The sequence below is a fragment of the Bradyrhizobium vignae genome, from assembly GCF_004114425.1.
Lineage (GTDB): Bacteria > Pseudomonadota > Alphaproteobacteria > Rhizobiales > Xanthobacteraceae > Bradyrhizobium > Bradyrhizobium vignae.
This window is the reverse complement of sequence record NZ_RDQF01000032.1, coordinates 41,034-58,926: the sequence shown is the minus strand read 5'-3', so window position 1 is coordinate 58,926 and position 17,893 is coordinate 41,034. Positions and strand designations below refer to the sequence as shown.

The 17,893-nt window shown below is 63.0% G+C and carries 12 protein-coding genes and 1 tRNA gene; 9 read left to right on the top strand and 4 right to left on the bottom strand.

Features of this window, described 5'->3' with window-relative positions:
- Window positions 1-5 precede the first annotated feature (5 nt).
- Window positions 6-1,496 carry an outer membrane protein gene (locus EAV90_RS24470; RefSeq protein WP_129144928.1) on the bottom strand — a complete coding sequence of 497 codons (1,491 nt, stop codon included), beginning with the start codon at window positions 1,494-1,496 and terminating at the stop codon, window positions 6-8.
- A 310-nt stretch (window positions 1,497-1,806) separates the two neighbouring features.
- Between EAV90_RS24470 and EAV90_RS24465 the strand changes: the two genes are divergently transcribed.
- The 3 genes from EAV90_RS24465 to EAV90_RS24455 all read left to right on the top strand — a co-directional run bounded on the left by EAV90_RS24465 (window position 1,807) and on the right by EAV90_RS24455 (window position 5,388).
- A complete protein-coding gene (locus tag EAV90_RS24465) occupies window positions 1,807-2,769 on the top strand; it encodes an AraC family transcriptional regulator (protein ID WP_129144927.1) in 963 nt (320 codons plus the stop codon).
- Window positions 2,770-3,247: 478 nt separating this feature from the next.
- On the top strand, window positions 3,248-4,630 hold the full coding sequence (locus tag EAV90_RS24460; RefSeq protein WP_122406633.1) for an NfeD family protein: 1,383 nt from the start codon (window positions 3,248-3,250) through the stop codon (window positions 4,628-4,630).
- On the top strand, window positions 4,627-5,388 hold the full coding sequence (locus EAV90_RS24455) for a slipin family protein (protein ID WP_122402978.1): 762 nt from the start codon (window positions 4,627-4,629) through the stop codon (window positions 5,386-5,388). Before EAV90_RS24460 ends, EAV90_RS24455 begins: the two co-directional genes overlap by 4 nt.
- Window positions 5,389-5,578: 190 nt before the next feature.
- On the opposite strand, the gene glnA is transcribed toward EAV90_RS24455, so the two are convergent.
- Both glnA and EAV90_RS24445 read right to left on the bottom strand, forming a co-directional pair.
- The gene (glnA, locus tag EAV90_RS24450) at window positions 5,579-6,988 is read right to left on the bottom strand and encodes a type I glutamate--ammonia ligase (RefSeq protein ID WP_129144926.1); all 1,410 of its coding nucleotides are present in this window, start codon (window positions 6,986-6,988) and stop codon (window positions 5,579-5,581) included.
- Window positions 6,989-7,141: 153 nt separating this feature from the next.
- On the bottom strand, window positions 7,142-7,480 hold the full coding sequence (locus tag EAV90_RS24445) for a P-II family nitrogen regulator (protein ID WP_007603495.1): 339 nt from the start codon (window positions 7,478-7,480) through the stop codon (window positions 7,142-7,144).
- 380 nt (window positions 7,481-7,860) lie between these two features.
- Here EAV90_RS24445 and EAV90_RS24440 point away from each other — a divergent pair, with 380 nt between their 5' ends.
- Window positions 7,861-9,360 carry an NAD(P)H-hydrate dehydratase gene (locus tag EAV90_RS24440; RefSeq protein WP_162500251.1) on the top strand — a complete coding sequence of 500 codons (1,500 nt, stop codon included), beginning with the start codon at window positions 7,861-7,863 and terminating at the stop codon, window positions 9,358-9,360.
- Window positions 9,361-9,364: 4 nt separating this feature from the next.
- Here EAV90_RS24440 and EAV90_RS24435 read toward each other — a convergent pair whose 3' ends face one another.
- Window positions 9,365-10,666 (bottom strand): multicopper oxidase family protein, encoded by a 1,302-nt coding sequence (locus EAV90_RS24435; protein WP_122402980.1) that lies wholly within the window; start codon window positions 10,664-10,666, stop codon window positions 9,365-9,367.
- Window positions 10,667-10,820: 154 nt separating this feature from the next.
- Here EAV90_RS24435 and EAV90_RS24430 point away from each other — a divergent pair.
- The 5 genes from EAV90_RS24430 to lon all read left to right on the top strand — a co-directional run bounded on the left by EAV90_RS24430 (window position 10,821) and on the right by lon (window position 17,888).
- Window positions 10,821-10,905 (top strand) — tRNA-Leu (locus EAV90_RS24430).
- 175 nt (window positions 10,906-11,080) lie between these two features.
- A complete protein-coding gene (gene tig, locus EAV90_RS24425; protein WP_122402981.1) occupies window positions 11,081-12,442 on the top strand; it encodes a trigger factor in 1,362 nt (453 codons plus the stop codon).
- A 378-nt stretch (window positions 12,443-12,820) separates the two neighbouring features.
- Window positions 12,821-13,456, top strand: a complete 636-nt coding sequence (locus tag EAV90_RS24415; protein ID WP_027559514.1) for an ATP-dependent Clp protease proteolytic subunit — start codon at window positions 12,821-12,823, stop codon at window positions 13,454-13,456.
- 413 nt (window positions 13,457-13,869) lie between these two features.
- The gene (gene clpX, locus EAV90_RS24410; protein ID WP_008547851.1) at window positions 13,870-15,141 is read left to right on the top strand and encodes an ATP-dependent Clp protease ATP-binding subunit ClpX; all 1,272 of its coding nucleotides are present in this window, start codon (window positions 13,870-13,872) and stop codon (window positions 15,139-15,141) included.
- Between the two features lie 323 nt (window positions 15,142-15,464).
- Entirely contained in the window at window positions 15,465-17,888 is a 2,424-nt protein-coding gene (lon, locus tag EAV90_RS24405) for an endopeptidase La (RefSeq protein WP_122402982.1), read from the top strand.
- Window positions 17,889-17,893: the final 5 nt, after the last annotated feature.

Sequence of the window (17,893 nt, the reverse complement as noted above, 5' to 3'; positions counted from 1 at the left end):
CCCGATCAATAGCGGGCGGTCACGGCCCCGGGCAGCGGATTGAAGTGATAGTTCACGCCCAACTTGAACAGATGCAGATCCTGCGTGATCCAGCTGTTGGCGGCGGCCCCTGCCGCGGGGAAGCCGGTTTGATTGAAACTGCCGCTCTGGCTCGTATGCTGGTTGATCATGCGGATGAAGTCGTACTCGCCCTTGAGCGACCAGTTGCCGGCAAGCGCGTATTCGAGTCCCGCGCCGATCACGCCGCCTGAGTGCACTATCTTCCCCTGAACCGCCATGCTCTGGCTGACGGCCCCGAAGGATGCCGCACCATTGAACGCGTGGCTCTCATTGGCGATGGCGACACCCGCCTTGCCATAGACGAGCAGGCGATCGCCGACGACGAAGCCGGCACGGCCGCTGGCGATGGCAAGCCAGTCGATCGAGGTGCTCAGATCATTCGTGGCCGCGGCGCCGAACAGCGGAAACGCAGAGGACCGGCTGCCCTGGATGCCGGTCCACATCCATTCACCTTCGACGCCGAAGACCAGCGCGCCGGACTGCACGTTGACGCCGCCATCAAAACCGGCGAGCCACCCGCTTGTATCGAAGCTGCCACTGCCCGGCAGAGGCGAGGGGTCCTGATGGCGCGACTCGCGACCAAGACCATAACCGGCCTGCACGCCGACAAAGCCGCCGGTCCAGTTCGTGCCGGATGCCGTCTTGACCGGCGGATATTTGGGATCGGCCGCGACCTCACCAAGTCGGTAATTCGCCCCCAGCTTGATCAGGTGGATGGAATCCTGCGCAATCGGGACATCTCCCGCGACCGGAGTCGTCACGCCGGCAGACGTGGTGCTGCCGCTCATGCCAACCTGCCGGGTGCCGAAATGCAGGTAATCGTATTCAGCCTTGACCGACCAGTTTCCTCCCAACGCGTATTCCGCTCCAAATCCGATCAGCGGCGCCCAGCGATACTCTCGTCCGCTGAGGCTGGTGGAAAATGCACCGAAGCCGAAATCGCCCGCGGCGTTGCTGGTGTGCGTTTCCCAGGCACCGGCAAGTCCGAACTTGGTGAAGGCGAACCAGCGATCGGCGGCGAGCCCCGCGCGACCGGCGACCGTGGTCAACGCGTCAATCCTCGAGGTGGTGGTGCTGGTCACGTCGCCGAAGAACGGGAAGCCGAGCCGCAGCCTCTGCGATCCGCGGATGTTCGCCCATGAGCCGTCCAGTTCAAGGCCAAAAACGAAATTTGCAATCTGCTTGTTGATGCCGATTTGAGCGCCGGCGAGCACGCCGTTCGCAGCATAATCGACGGTCGGTTCGCGGGGGTCGTTAATCCACCAATCGTTCATGCCGCCGCCATAGCCGACATGCACGCCGACATAGACGCCGCTCCAATCGACGATTGGAGGCGGAAGCGCAGCCGCTTTGACAGGAAGGTCTGCGGCGGATGCCGCCTGCGTCAATGCCAGACCAAGTGTAGCAGCCGAAATGATTTTTTCCGTGATTGCCATTGAGCCCTCTGCAACCGGCGCGCAATTTCGAGCAACATCAGGGAGCTATAGCGGGAGTGCGGCGCGTTCGGCTTGGGGCACGCGCTACACCGACTTGGACTGATCGACACAAGTCTGACGATTGCCATCCAGTGTGATCGCCTTGCCACATCGGCAGGCGCGTCGGTCCGGAGCCCGCGTCGCATCATGCAGCGCCAGCGCATCCGAATTGGAGGCTGCATGAAAGTCCTTTGAACGCTGCGCCATTTCCTGCGACAAAAGGACCGCCGGGCGATCTTGCTGTTAGATCTTGCTGTTACGGAGCGGTGCGTTGGATAGTGGCGACGAATTGATCGTATTGGAGCTGTCGAGCTCCGCCTTTGCCGAGCGCGACAGGATCGAAGCCTTTCATCAGATCTACGGCCGTGAAATTCTCAAGCTGGAGATCGAGCCGTTGCCCGACGCGGCGCTTCAGATCGACATGAAGCTGCGGGCGTTGCCTGGGATGTCCGTCGCGGCCGCGACCGTTTCTCCGATTTTCTGTCGCCACACCGAAGCGATGATCGACAACGACGATCCCGTGATTGTGTTCAACCTCGATGGTGCGGCCATCCACAATCAAAATGGCCACGAGACGCATCTCGGTCCGGGGGAGGCGGCCCTGACCACGAATGGATTGCCGGGAACCGCGACCAACTACACGACGAGGCGCGTGGTCACTTGGCGGATCAGCCGCGCGCTGATTGCGCCCCTGGTCAGCAACTTCGATGACGCCATCGGCAGACCGCTCGACAAACAGAATCCAGCGCTGTCGCTCTTTCTGGATTATCTCGGCATCGTCAATGAGAGACAGACGCTCGCGAACGCCGCAATGCGGCGGGCCGTCGTGAACCACATGCTCGATCTCGGCGCCCTGTTGCTGGGCGCCACGCCGGATGCCGCCGAGATGGCGCACACGCGCGGCCTTGCAGCCGCCAGAATGCGGAGCATCAAAGCCCACATCCGCGCGCAGTCCGGCAATCCCGGGCTGAGTCTGGACTCTGTGGCTGCCAAGCAGGGCATTTCGAAATCCTATGTCCGACGGCTGTTCGAGACCGAAGGTACGAGCTTTACCGAGTTTGTCCTCAACCAGCGGCTCGCCTCTGCCTACAAGTTGCTGACGGATGTCGGCCTCGCAGGCCGCTCGATCAGCGACATCGCGCACCGGTCCGGCTTCAACGACATCTCATATTTCAATCGGACCTTTCGTCGTGTCTACGGCGCGTCCCCGTCGGAGATCCGTGCCTGCAAGTAAGCTACGGACGGATCGGCCGCTTGCTCCACCAGGATTTCCAAACTGGAATTGCATCCCGATGATGGGCAACACGGTCGCTGCCGAAGACCAGCTCCGCCGCGCTTGCGACGGCAAGGCCGGCGACGATTGCGCCATCTGTCCAATGCGCAATCGAAATCTCGCACGGAATAAACCAATCAGTAGGAATTGCTCCGTCCCGATTTTCACGGCTCTGATTTGTTCTTTGAGAACGAATTGGAGTCAGATGCAGAACGAAGGCTGACGGGCGGGCGCAAGCTCTATGTTTGAGCGCGGTAGTCGCGCCTGACGCGGGGCGGATCCAACTGTGACCTGGTCCGCGGCTTCCTCTACTCAGCCGATCACATCGACATTCTGCGTGACGATTTGCATTGCGTTGCACAATCGTGACGTTGGCCTCCACGCGCAGCATTGAGGTTCCCGAGAGGACCACCATATGGTCTGCAAGGGAGCCCTTGCCGTGCAGACCATGAAGGCGGCCCTCGTTGCGGCGATCACCGCCGTGGCTTTGACCTGTTGCCTCCTTCCCAGCTCAGCGGAGGAGAGCAGCGGTGTTGCCCTGGTCGTTTCGATCGACGGGGCAATTGGCCCGGCGTCGGCCAGCTATGTGCGGGAGGCTTTGGCCAAGGCGGGCGAACGGCGTGCCGAGGTCGTGCTTCTGAGAATGAATACGCCCGGCGGTCTCAATTCCAGCATGCGCGAGATTATCGCGGATGTGCTCGCCTCGCCCGTCCCCGTCATCGGCTACGTCGCCCCGTCCGGCGCCCACGCGGCGAGTGCCGGGACCTATATCCTTTATGCGACCCACATCGCGGCGATGGCGCCCGGCACCAATATCGGCGCGGCGACGCCGGTCCAGATTGGCGGGCCACTGCCGGGCCTGCCGAGCGGTACGCCGGAGAAGGACGGCAAAGACAAGAAGGATGAGCCGAAGGACGCGATGACGGCGAAGGCCACGAACGACGCCGTCGCCTTCATCCGCAGCCTCGCCGAGCTGCGCAACCGCAATGCGGACTGGGCGGAGAAGGCGGTCCGTGAGGCTGCGACACTCTCTGCCAACGGCGCGCTCGAGGCACATGCCATCGATCTCGTCGCGCGCGATCAGGCCGAATTGCTGCGGCAGGTCGATGGCCGCGTGGCGGAGCTTGCAGGCGGCAAGACACAACGCCTCGCGACGAAAGATGCTGTCGTCGAAGCCATCGAGCCCGGACGGATATCCCGCTTCCTGGCGGTCATCACCGATCCCAACGTCGCTTTCATTCTCCTGATGGTTGGCATCTACGGTCTGATCTTCGAGTTCATGTCGCCCGGCGCCGTCGCTCCCGGAGTCATCGGCGCGATCTGCCTGCTGATCGGTCTCTATGCACTCAATTTGCTGCCGATCAACTATGCCGGTCTCGCCCTGATGCTGGTCGGACTGGTGCTTCTCACCATCGAAGCCTTCAATCCGACGGTGGTGATCGGTCTCGGGGGGATCATCGCCTTCGTGCTCGGCGCGCTGATGCTGTTCAGGGTCGAGGCGCCCGGCTATCGCTTGTCGTGGTGGGTGATCGGCATCACTGCAGCTGTGTTCGCCGGCGTTGCTCTGGTCGTGCTTGGTTCGCTTCGGCGTGTCCGCAAAGCTCCTGCACGGGTCGGTGCGCAGGCGATGCGAGGCTTGCCTGCCGAGATTCTCGACTGGAACGGGGACGAAGGTCATGTGTTCGCCCATGGTGAGCGCTGGCGCGCGCGCGGCGCCGAAACGTTCAAGCCTGGAGACATCGTCGAAATCGCCAACGTCATCGACCTGACGCTGCTGATACGGCGCACGCCCGCCCCAAGAGGCGAGGGAGGTACATCATGATGCTGGAATATTTGACCTATGCGGCGCTCGCGCTGCTGGTCGTCATATTTCTATCTCAGGCCATTCGAATCCTGCGCGAATACGAGCGCGGCGTCGTCTTCACGCTCGGCCGCTTCACCGGGGTGAAGGGGCCCGGCCTCATCATCCTCGTCCCGATCGTGCAGCAACTCGTCAAGGTCGATCTCAGGGTGATGGTGCAGGTCGTTCCGCCGCAGGACGTGATTTCGCGGGACAACGTGTCGGTCAAGGTCAACGCCGTATTGTACTTTCGAATCGTCGACCCCGAGCGCGCCATCATCAAGGTCGGCGATTACATGGCCGCGACCAGCCAGCTCGCCCAGACCACGTTGCGTTCGGTGCTCGGCAAGCACGAGCTCGACGAGATGCTTGCCGAACGCGACAGGCTGAATGCCGACATCCAGGAGATACTCGACAAACAGACTGACGTCTGGGGCATCAAGGTCACCGGCATCGAGATCAAGGACGTCGATATCAACGAAACCATGGTTCGCGCGATTGCCAAACAGGCAGAGGCGGAGCGCTTGCGGCGGGCCAAGGTGATCAATGCGATGGGCGAGGAGCAAGCCGCCGAAAAGCTCGTCGAAGCCGGGCGGATCCTCGCGCAGGAGCCTCAGGCCATGCAGCTGCGCTATTTCGCGGCTCTGCACGACATCGCCGGTGAACGGTCGTCGACCGTCGTGTTTCCGCTGCCGGCCGGCTTGCTCGACCATCTCATGCCGCGGCCCAACAACCCGTAGGGGTAACGCCGCGGACGACCCAGCTTCGTCCAAATGGTTGCTGGGCGTAACCCACCAACTTCGTCGCACATTTGCTGAAGCATGGTGGGTTACGCCAGTGGGGCCAACCCAGCCTGCAGGCCCAACGGCGCAAACGAAAAGGCGCCCCTTTCGGAAGCGCCTTTTGCATCTCTTGTCCGGTTCGGGCGATTTACCCCGAATAGTACATGTCGAACTCGACCGGATGCGGGGTCATCTCGAAGCGCTCGACTTCGGTCATCTTCAGCTCGATATAGGCGTCGATGAAGTCGTCGTCGAACACGCCGCCGGCCTTCAGGAAGGCGCGGTCCTTGTCGAGGTTCTCGAGCGCCTCGCGAAGCGAGCCGCACACCGTCGGGATCTGCTTCAGCTCTTCCTTCGGCAAGTCGTAGAGATCCTTGTCCATTGCCGGGCCCGGATCGATCTTGTTCTTGATGCCGTCGAGGCCGGCCATCAGCATCGCGGCGAAGCCGAGATAGGGGTTGGCGAGCGGATCGGGGAAGCGCACCTCGACACGCTTGGCCTTCGGCGAGGCGGTGTAGGGGATGCGGCAGGAGGCCGAGCGGTTGCGCGCCGAGTAGGCGAGCAGCACGGGCGCCTCATAGCCCGGGACCAGACGCTTGTAGGAGTTGGTCGAGGGGTTGGTGAAGGCGTTGATCGCCTTGGCGTGCTTGATGATGCCGCCGATATAGTGGAGGCAGGTCTCCGACAGGTCAGCGTATTTGTTGCCGGCGAACACCGGCTTGCCATCCTTCCAGATCGACTGGTGCACGTGCATGCCCGAGCCGTTGTCGCCGTAGACCGGCTTCGGCATGAAGGTCGCGGTCTTGCCGTAGATGTGCGCGACCTGGTGGATGCAATACTTGTAGATCTGGATGTGGTCGGCCATCAGCGTCAGCGTGTCGAACTTCATGCCGAGCTCGTGCTGGGCGGAAGCGACCTCGTGGTGATGCTTCTCGACCTTGACGCCCATCTTGGCCATGGCCCCGAGCATTTCCGAGCGCATGTCCTGCACGGAGTCCTGCGGCGGAACCGGGAAATAGCCGCCCTTGGTGCGGACGCGGTGGCCGAGATTGCCGCCTTCATATTCGGTGTCGGAGTTGGTCGGCAGCTCCGAGGAGTCGAGACGGAAACCGGTGTTGTAGGGGGTGGCGGAGAAGCGCACGTCATCAAACAAGAAGAACTCGGCTTCCGGGCCGACGAACACGGTGTCGCCCACGCCCATCGACTTCACCATCGCCTCCGCCTTCTTGGCGATGCCGCGGGGATCGCGGTTGTAAGGCTCGCCGGTGGTCGGCTCGAGCACGTCGCAGGTGATGACCATGGTCGTCTCGGCGAAGAACGGATCGATCGTCGCGGTCACCGGATCGGGCATCAGGCACATGTCGGACTCGTTGATCGCCTTCCAGCCGGCGATCGAGGAGCCGTCGAACATCGTGCCTTCGGCGAAGATGTCTTCATCGATCATGCTGACGTCGAACGTGACGTGCTGCCACTTGCCGCGCGGATCGGTGAAGCGCAGGTCGACGTATTTGACGTCGTTGTCCTTGATCGATTTCAGGACGTCTTTGGCGGTCTTCATGCATACCCCTTATGGCTCTGCGGGTCGGTTTCCAGGTGAGCAAGATTATTCTCGCTTTTGGCGAGTTCGCGCGCGACCGCACAAACGAAATCAGGCCGCCGAAGCAGCCTTATTTCTTGTCGGAGTGACGCAAAATGCGGGATAGCACCCGGCTCAGATAGCGTCCAGCCCGGATTCGCCGGTTCGGATGCGGATCGCCTCTTCGATGTTGGAGACGAAAATCTTGCCGTCGCCGATGCGGCCGGTCTGCGCGGCACGGCGGATCGCATCGATGGCGCGCTCGACCAGATCGTCGCCGATCACGATCTCGATTTTGACCTTCGGCAGGAAGTCGACGATGTATTCTGCGCCGCGGTAAAGTTCGGCGTGACCCTTCTGCCGGCCAAAGCCCTTGGCTTCGGTGACGGTGATGCCCTGGAGGCCGACTTCCTGAAGCGCTTCCTTCACCTCGTCGAGCTTGAATGGCTTGATGATGGCTTCAATTTTCTTCACTGCGCGACTCCCGGCCTTTCGATCAAATAGCAACGTCTTCGTCAGGATGCGCATTTCTCAACGCACGATCTTGTCTTCTCTATGCCGGGATCCCTGACCAGTCCGGCAACAACGGCCGGTCACCCCCTGTAAGATGCCAGTGAGCACGACAAACCGAAGCGGCTTCCTCGAAAGCAGGGTCTATGCCAAGTTGCAAATGCCCTGGTTATTGGAGCGTTATCAGTCTTTTAACGAGCATCTCTGGATGAGGCGCCGACCTGCACAAAATACCGAAGACTACGAAATAGGCAAACGGTTCAATATATGTGCAAGTCGACGTCCCTGCCGTCGGATCGGCAAGGATGATGCCTGTTGAAGAGGCGTTTGTACTAGGAAGTGGCATGGAAGTTTTGACCAACGCCGAGATGCAGCGGGCCGACCAACTCGCCATTGCGGCCGGCACGCCCGGTTTCAAGCTGATGCTGAGCGCGGGCCAGGCGGTCGCCGAGGCCGCCCATGCGCTGGTGGAGGAGGGGCCGATCCTGATCGTCGCCGGTCCCGGCAACAATGGCGGCGACGGTTTCGTCGCAGCCGCCGAACTCGCCGCCCAGGGGCGCGAGGTCTCGGTGATCCTGATGTGCGAGCGCGACCAGCTCCAGGGCGATGCGGCCTCCGCCGCGCGGGGCTGGAAGCATCCGGTACTGCCGTTCAATCCACAGGCGATCGGAAGGCCGGCGCTGATCATTGATGCGCTGTTCGGCGCCGGCCTCAGCCGCAGCGTGGACGGCGAGGCGCGTGAAATGATCGAGGCGATCAACGGCAACGGTGCCCCGGTGCTCGCAGTCGACCTGCCGAGCGGCATCAACGGCACCAGCGCGGCCGTGATGGGCGTGGCGGTGAACGCCACCGAGACCATCACCTTCTTCCGCAAGAAGCCGGCGCATCTGCTGCTGCCCGGCCGCATGCATTGCGGCCGCGTGCGGCTCGCCGATATCGGCATCGGCGCCGAAGTACTGGACGAGATCCGGCCACAGATCTTCGAGAACGATCCGCAAGTCTGGGGTGCCGCCTTTCCGGTGCCGCGTATCGACGGCCACAAATACGCGCGCGGCCATGTGCTGGCGGTCTCCGGCGATGCCGCCGCGACGGGGGCGGCAAGGCTCGCCGCGCGCGGCGCCCTGCGCGCTGGCGCCGGCCTTGTGACTCTGGCGACCCCACGCGCTGCGCTCGCGATCAATGCCAGCGCGCTGACGGCGGTGATGGTCCGCCCCGTCGACACCGCGGTCGAGTTCGGCGAGCTGCTCGGTGACAAGCGCTACAACACCTGCATGATCGGCCCCGGCGCCGGCGTCGGCGAACGCACCTGCGACATGGTCCACACCGGATTGTCGGCGCAGCGGCATCTGGTGCTCGACGCCGATGCGCTGACGAGCTTTGCGGCGAAACCCGAGCGCCTGTTCGAGTGGATCAAGTCGTCGGGGGACAGTGCAGTGGTGCTGACCCCGCACGAAGGCGAGTTTCCGCGCCTGTTCTCCGATCTCAGCAACAAGCATCCCGGCCGTTCCAAGCTCGAGCGCGTCCGCACCGCCGCCGAGCGCTCCGGCGCGGTCGTGCTCCTGAAGGGCCCGGACACAACCGTCGCGGCCCCCGATGGCCGCGCCGCCATCGCCGCCAACGCGCCGCCCTGGCTCGCCACGGCCGGTGCCGGCGACGTGCTGTCCGGCATTATCGCAGGCCTGTTGGCCCAAGGCGTGCCGGCGTTCGAGGCCGCGAGCATCGGCGTCTGGATGCATGGCGAAGCGGCAAGCGAAGCCGGGCCGGGCCTGATCGCGGAGGACCTCACCGAGACGCTGCCGGCCGTGCACCGGCGGATCTATGATGCGCTGGGCATCGAATACTGACCGCTCACTCCACCCCATACCAGCGCACCAAGCGCGGCGCTGCCCAATCGGTCGCCACGGATTCGAGCAGCCAGCGCCCGGGTGAGGTCGCCGCGAAGGCGATGCGCTGGGTCTGGCCGGGCTCGATCGCGAGCGTGTCGAGCCAGTAGGGCTTCCAGCCGTCGTCGAGCTTGTCGAGCAGGCGGAAGGGGTGGCCGTGCAGGTGGAACACGGTGCTGGTCGGGGCAGGGTTCTTGAGGGCCAGCACGACGGTGCGACCGGTCTTGGCGCGGAAGGCGGGGGCAGAGGCGGTGGAGAAGTTCGCGGGCCGTGTCCAACCGGCGTCCGGCGCACCGAGCGCGACATCGAACCGCAGGGCGCCTCCCAGATCGAGCTTTTCGGGGAGGTCGTTCGAAGGGAGCGGTTGCGGCGGCAACAGCGGTGCGCGCTCCAGCGTCCCAGTGATGGCGAGGCTTCCGACCCGGCGCACCTCCTTGCCGTCATGGAGCAGGAATGGGGCCGATGTGACCGTATCCACGAACGCGTCGGCTCGCGCGCCCGGGGCCAGCACCACCGCGCCGTTGCGCGCGGGGAACGGCTCGGCTGGTTGTCCGTCCAGGGCCATCACGCGGACCTCGTGGCTCTCCAATTTGATTGCCAGAACAGTACGTTGGGAGCCGTTGATGAAGCGCAGCCGAAGCCGCTCGCCGGCCGAAGCTGAGAGATCGAATGAAGTTCGGCCATTGACGGTATAGAGCGGCGTCGTGTCCTTTGGGTCCTGGCCTGGCGGGACCGCGGTGCCATCCGGCCGGAGGCGCCATTCCTCGATCAGCAGGATTTCGTCGCGGTCCACGGCGACGCGGTTGGTCTCGGTCGCGATGATCGGGAGCGGGCGCGCCGGCTGCTTCAGGCTGCCCTCGAAGAGACGGAAGTCAGCCAGCAGGGTTCCCGCGCTTGGTATTGAAATGATTGATGTTTCGGTCGTGTCTGGCGCGGCGGGCGCACGCCCCCGCAGCGGGTCGGTCGCGGTCGCGCCATTGAGGCCGTACCAGACCGGCGCAAGTGGTACAGGCAGGTCGTTCCGAAACACCACCTCGCAGCGGTCGCCGCGCTTGAGACGAACGTCCCTGAGATGACTTACCGCGGCCAGCTCCCAGATCGGTGTAGCCGGCTGATCGGGTTTCAGAGCGAGCGTTGCCGGCCTCGCCTGAAGCGCGAGCTGGGTCGTCACGGATGGGCCCGCGCCGCCGCCGATCAGCCCGGCTGCCGAGGCTCCGAGGCCTGCCAAAACCTGGCGCCGATGTGGGGCAAAAATCCGCGTTGTCATGGCGTGATCCCGACCACGCGGCGCTGGATAAGTCCAGCCATCGTGCCTACTTGAAGCCTGCCTCCATCAGGCCATTTTTTTGCTGCGAACAGTCAGGCACATGCTATAAGCCCGGCCGCCCGCGGCATCGCGGCCGGTCTTGATGCAAATTCACGCGGGCGTGGCGGAACTGGTAGACGCGCTGGATTTAGGTTCCAGTGACGAAAGTTGTGGGGGTTCGAGTCCCTCCGCCCGCACCAAGCGCTTATCGCGTTTGCACGGATTACGAGACCTGCTTCCGCGCGGATGATCGTCCGCCTTGAAGCCGGTCCGATGAACCACCGGCGTGGAGGCGTTTGCCTCGCGCCGGATCGATTAATGACAGCGTCCCGACGCGCGACGTGCCGGGGCCGAACGAAAAGAAGATTGGACGCCATGCAGGTCACAGAAACCCTCTCGGAAGGTCTGAAGCACGAGTTCAAGATCAGCGTTCCCGCGTCTGATCTTGATGCCAAGGCCGGTGCCAAGCTCGTCGACCTCAAGGACAAGGTCCGCATCAACGGCTTTCGTCCGGGCAAGGTGCCGGTCTCGCACCTGAAGAAGGTTTACGGCCGCTCGGTCATGGCCGAGACCATCGATCAGACCATCCGCGACACCAACACACAGCTGTTCTCCGAGCGCGGCTTCCGTCTCGCGACCGAGCCGAAGATCACCATGCCGACGGAGCAGAAGGACGTCGAGGAGCTGCTGAGCGGCAAGACCGATCTGACCTACACGGTTGCGATCGAGGTGGTGCCGGCGATCGCGCTCGCCGACTTCAAGACCTTCCAGGTCGAGAAGCCCGTTGCCGATGTCTCCGACGCCGACGTCGACGAGGCGATCAAGCGCATTGCCGATTCCAACCGCACCTATGCCGACAAGGGTGATGGCGCCAAGGCCGCCTCCGGCGATCGCGTCACCATCAACTTCAAGGGCAGCATCAACGGCGAAGTCTTCGAGGGTGGCACCGGCGAGGGCATCCAGGTCGTGATCGGCTCCAACACCTTCATCCCGGGCTTCGAGGAGCAGCTCATCGGCATCGGCGCCAATGAGACCCGCACGCTGAAGGTGACGTTCCCCAAGAACTACATGAACGACAAGCTGGCCGGCCAGCCCGCCGAGTTCGAGACCACTGCGACCCTGATCGAGGCGCCGCAGGACCTTGCGATCGACGACGAGTTCGCCAAGTCGCTCGGCCTGGAATCGCTGGACAAGCTCAAGGAAGCCGCGCGCGAGCGCCTGACCGCCGAGTTCGCCACCGCGACTCGCCAGCGCGTCAAGCGCGCGCTGCTCGACCGCCTCGACGAGGCGCATCGCTTCGAAGCGCCGCCCTCGCTCGTCGACGAGGAGTTCAATCTGATGTGGAATTCGGTCAAGGCCGAGATGGATTCGGCCGGCAAGACCTTTGCCGACGAGGACACCACCGAGGACAAGGCGAAGGAAGAGTACCGCAAGATCGCCGATCGCCGCGTGCGGCTTGGCCTCGTGCTCTCCGAGATCGGCGAGAAGAACAAGATCACCGTGACCGACGACGAAGTCGGCCGCGCCGTGATCGAGCGCGCGCGCTCGATGCCCGGCCGCGAGAAGGAGGTCTGGGACTATTACCGCAACAACGCCCAGGCGCTGGCCCAGCTTCGTGCGCCGATCTACGAGGACAAGGTCGTCGATTTCATCCTCGAGCTCGCCAACGTGACCGAGAAGAAGGTCTCGCGCGAGGACCTCTACAAGGACGACGATGCGGAAAAGACCGCAGCCTGAAGGCTCCACAGCGTTTTCGAGCGAAGTGGATACCGCTTCGCGCGAAGAAAACGCGTCGAAAATAGAAGCTAGAACCCCTTTCCGATTCCATCGGAAAGGAGCTCCGGGACAGTCCTCTGTTAAGGATGATCAGGAAAGAGGCCCAGCTAGCCAGATGGCCGGCTGGGCCTCATTCTACGAATCAGCTTCAACTGCCTCACGGATTAAGCCTTAATGCGCTCCGCACTTGTCAGGCGCGAATTGGGCTATATCTGTCGCTACGCGTTCTACCTCTACCAAGTTCCTGCATCACGGGACGTCCATCCGCCCCTCCGGCGCATCCAGCCAAACTGGCAGCCAGGCCCGGCGATGTCCGTCTCCGAAAACCCTAGGTGACTCATGCGCGATCCGGTTGAAACTTACATGAACCTCGTGCCCATGGTGGTCGAGCAGACCAACCGTGGCGAGCGCGCCTACGACATTTTCTCGCGCCTGTTGAAGGAGCGCATCATCTTCGTGACCGGCCCGGTCGAGGACGGCATGTCGACGCTGATCGTCGCGCAGCTCCTGTTCCTCGAGGCGGAAAATCCGAAGAAGGAAATCTCGATGTACATCAACTCGCCGGGCGGCGTGGTGACATCGGGCCTTGCGATCTACGACACCATGCAGTTCATCCGCCCGCCGGTCTCGACGCTGTGCACGGGGCAGGCGGCCTCGATGGGCTCGCTGCTGCTCGCCGCCGGCGAGAAGGACATGCGCTTCTCGCTGCCGAACGCGCGCATCATGGTGCACCAGCCCTCCGGCGGCTTCCAGGGACAGGCCACCGACATCATGCTGCATGCTCAGGAAATCCTGAACCTGAAGAAGCGGCTCAACGAGATCTACGTGAAGCACACCGGCCAGACCTACAAGTCGATCGAGGATGCGCTGGAACGCGACAAATTCCTCACCGCGAATGACGCCAAGGAGTTCGGTCTCGTCGACAAGGTCATCGACAAGCGCGCCGAGGAGCCCGCGCCGGCGAAAGCCCCGTAGCATTACTGGGGCGTCACGGCGATCCCGGGGGTCGGCGGGTGCGCGTCGCAAAACGCGGTTTTGCGCGCTGCGACAAGCGGGAAGTTCCGCTTTCGTGCTTGTTTTTCGTGGCAATCCCGCAACGCCGGGGTGATTTTCGATCACTTTGGCCCGTGCCAAGTCCGGAAATCACGGTATTGTCACGGGTAGCCGGCGACCCCCGATTAGCGAATTCTTGATAGTCGGGTGACAGCATGGTTGGCTACGATTGATCGGCTATGATCGCGGGGAATCGAGTGACCGTGATTCGCACTGGATGTAATGCGTAGGGTCTTTTTTGGTACGGAATTTGCTCTACTTAAGCTTCATACCGGCCGTCGTGTCGGAATGGAGCGATCGAGCGGAACGGGATCGAACCGCGGACGGAGACATGAATGAGTAAGGTCGGCACGAGCGACTCCAAGAACACGCTATATTGCTCGTTCTGCGGCAAGAGCCAGCACGAAGTCCGCAAACTGATCGCGGGTCCCACGGTCTTCATCTGCGACGAGTGCGTCGAGCTCTGCATGGACATCATCCGCGAGGAGAACAAGTCCTCGCTGGTCAAGTCGCGCGACGGCATTCCGACGCCGAAGGAAATCTGCAAGGTGCTGGACGATTACGTGATCGGCCAGAGCCATGCGAAGAAGGTCCTCTCGGTCGCGGTGCACAACCACTACAAGCGCCTCAACCACCAGACCAAGCACAACGACGTCGAGCTCGCGAAGTCGAACATTCTGCTGATCGGTCCGACCGGCTCGGGCAAGACGCTGCTCGCGCAGACGCTCGCCCGCATCCTGGACGTGCCGTTCACGATGGCAGATGCGACGACGCTGACCGAAGCCGGCTATGTCGGCGAGGACGTCGAGAACATTATCCTGAAGCTGCTCCAGGCCGCCGACTACAATGTCGAGCGCGCCCAGCGCGGCATCGTCTACATCGACGAAATCGACAAGATCAGCCGCAAGTCCGACAACCCCTCGATCACGCGTGACGTGTCGGGTGAGGGCGTGCAGCAGGCGCTGCTGAAGATCATGGAAGGTACCGTGGCTTCGGTTCCGCCGCAGGGCGGCCGCAAGCATCCGCAGCAGGAGTTCCTGCAGGTGGATACCACCAACATCCTGTTCATCTGCGGCGGCGCTTTCGCCGGCCTCGAGAAGATCATCTCGGCACGCGGACGGTCGACCTCGATCGGCTTCGGCGCCCAGGTGCTTGCGCCGGAGGATCGCCGTACCGGTGAAATCTTCCGTCACGTCGAGCCTGAGGACCTCCTGAAGTACGGCCTCATCCCCGAGTTCGTCGGCCGTCTGCCCGTCGTGGCGACGCTCGAGGATCTCGATGAGACCTCGCTGAAGAAGATCCTCACCGAGCCGAAGAACGCGCTGGTGAAACAGTACCAGCGGCTGTTCGAGATGGAGAACATCGAGCTGACCTTCGCCGACGAGGCGCTTGGCGCGGTCGCCCGCAAGGCGATCGAGCGCAAGACCGGCGCGCGGGGCCTGCGTTCGATCCTCGAGGCGATCCTGCTCGAGACCATGTTCGACCTGCCGGGTCTGGAAGGTGTGGAAGAAGTCGTGATTTCCCGAGAAGTGGTGGAAGGAACGGCGCGTCCGCTCTACATCTACGCCGATCGATCCGATCGCGCCGTCGAGAACGCCAGCGCCTGATCTGGCGGCGCTGGAACGCTCCAATTGTCTCGCCGAGGTGGGCTGCGGAACTGGTATTTCCGCAGTCGGTGGTGCGTCGCTTAGTGCGTGCGTAAGCGCCTGATGGCGCGCGTTTTTCAGTGACTTGACACCCCCCGGGTCGATAGCCACCTAATGTTGGCGGCGAGCGAAAATTCTCTTCAAGATTCGCCTCAGTTCCGATCCGACAAGCCGGTCCAACTCGCAAAAGGACCGACCGGTCTTGCGGATCACCTCGGCACCTTGTGGTGGTTGCGCATGATCAGCGGGCTGCGTGCAAGGGGGCAAAGCAAAAGGAAAAGGCCATGACTAATCCCAAACCCCGGCCAACCATCGTCCATGGCGAAGCGCACGCCTATCCGGTGCTGCCGCTGCGCGACATCGTCGTCTTCCCGCACATGATCGTTCCGCTTTTCGTCGGCCGCGAGAAGTCGATCCGCGCGCTCGAAGAGGTGATGAAGAACGACGCGCTGATCATGCTCGCGACGCAGAAGAACGCGTCCGACGATGATCCGGCGCCCGATGCCATTTACGAGACCGGGACGCTCGCCAGCGTGCTCCAGCTCTTGAAGCTTCCCGACGGCACCGTGAAGGTGCTGGTCGAGGGCCTCGAGCGTGCGCGCGTGTCCAAATACACCGATCGCGCCGATTATTACGAGGCGACTGCCGTTGCGCTCGCCGATACCGATGCGAAGTCGGTCGAGGCGGAGGCGCTGGCGCGCTCGGTCGTCTCCGATTTCGAGAGCTATGTGAAGCTCAACAAGAAGATCTCGGCCGAGGTCGTCGGCGTCGTGCAGGCGATCACCGATTTCGCCAAGCTCGCCGACACGGTTGCCTCGCATCTCGCCGTGAAGATCGCGGATCGCCAGGGCATCCTGGAGACGCTGTCCGTCACCACGCGCCTGGAGAAGGTGCTGGGCCTGATGGAGAGCGAGATCTCGGTGCTGCAGGTCGAGAAGCGCATCCGCTCGCGCGTCAAGCGCCAGATGGAGAAGACCCAGCGCGAGTACTATCTCAACGAGCAGATGAAGGCGATCCAGAAGGAACTCGGCGACGACGATGGTCGCGACGAGCTCGCCGACCTCGAAGAGAAGATCTCCAAGACCAAGCTCTCCAAGGAAGCGCGCGAGAAGGCGCAGCATGAATTGAAGAAGCTGCGCCAGATGTCGCCGATGTCAGCGGAAGCGACCGTCGTGCGCAACTATCTGGATTGGCTCTTGTCGATCCCGTGGAACAAGAAGTCCAAGGTGAAGAAGGACCTGGAGCAGGCGCAAGCCATCCTGGACTCCGATCACTACGGGCTCGAGAAGGTCAAGGAACGCATCGTCGAGTATCTCGCGGTGCAGTCGCGCGCCAACAAGCTGACCGGGCCGATCCTGTGCCTCGTCGGACCTCCCGGCGTCGGCAAGACCTCGCTCGGCAAGTCGATCGCGAAGGCGACGGGGCGCGAATTCGTGCGCGTCTCGCTCGGCGGCGTGCGCGATGAAGCCGAGATCCGCGGTCACCGCCGCACCTATATCGGCTCGATGCCCGGCAAGATCATCCAGTCGATGCGCAAGGCGAAGTCGTCCAATCCACTGTTTCTGCTGGACGAGATCGACAAGATGGGCGCCGATTTCCGCGGCGATCCGTCGTCGGCTCTGCTCGAGGTCCTCGATCCCGAGCAGAACGGAACGTTCAACGACCACTATCTCGAGGTCGACTACGATCTGTCCAACGTGATGTTCATCACGACCGCGAATACGCTCAATATTCCGGGCCCGCTGATGGACCGCATGGAGATCATCCGGATCGCGGGCTACACCGAGAACGAGAAGGTCGAGATCGCGCGCAAGCATCTGATCCCCAACGCGGTGTCCAAGCACGGCCTGGACTCCAAGGAGTTCTCGATCGACGACGACGCGCTGCTGCTTCTGATCCGCCGCTACACCCGCGAAGCGGGCGTGCGCAACCTGGAGCGTGAGCTCTCGACACTCGCCCGCAAGGCGGTGAAGGAGCTGATGATCTCCAAGAAGAAGGCGGTCAAGGTCACCGAGAAGACTCTGGAAGAGCTGCTCGGCGTGCCGAAGTACCGCTTCGGCGAGATCGAGAGCGAGCCGCAGGTCGGCATCGTCACCGGCCTTGCCTGGACCGATGTCGGCGGCGAGTTGCTGACGATCGAAGGCGTCATGATGCCCGGCAAGGGCAAGATGACGGTCACCGGAAACTTGCGCGACGTCATGAAGGAATCGATCTCGGCGGCGGCGTCCTATGTCCGCTCGCGCGCGATCAACTATGGCGTCGAGCCGCCGCTGTTCGACCGGCGCGACATCCACGTGCACGTGCCGGAAGGCGCGACGCCGAAGGACGGTCCGTCCGCGGGCGTGGCGATGGCCACCGCGATCATCTCGGTCATGACCGGCATCCCGGTCCGCCACGATGTCGCGATGACCGGCGAGATCACGCTGCGCGGTCGCGTGCTGCCGATCGGCGGCCTCAAGGAGAAGCTGCTGGCCGCGGCCCGCGGCGGCATCAAGACGGTGCTGATCCCCGAGGACAACGCCAAGGATCTCACGGAGATTTCCGATGCGATCAAGGGCGGCATGGAGATCATCCCGGTCTCCCGCCTCGACGACGTCGTCGCGAAAGCGCTGGTGAAGAAGCCGGTGCCGATCGTCTGGGAAGAGGACACCAAAGTGACGGTGAAGCCGGACGGCGACGAAGCCGCCGGCGGTCTGACCGCTCACTAAGGCTC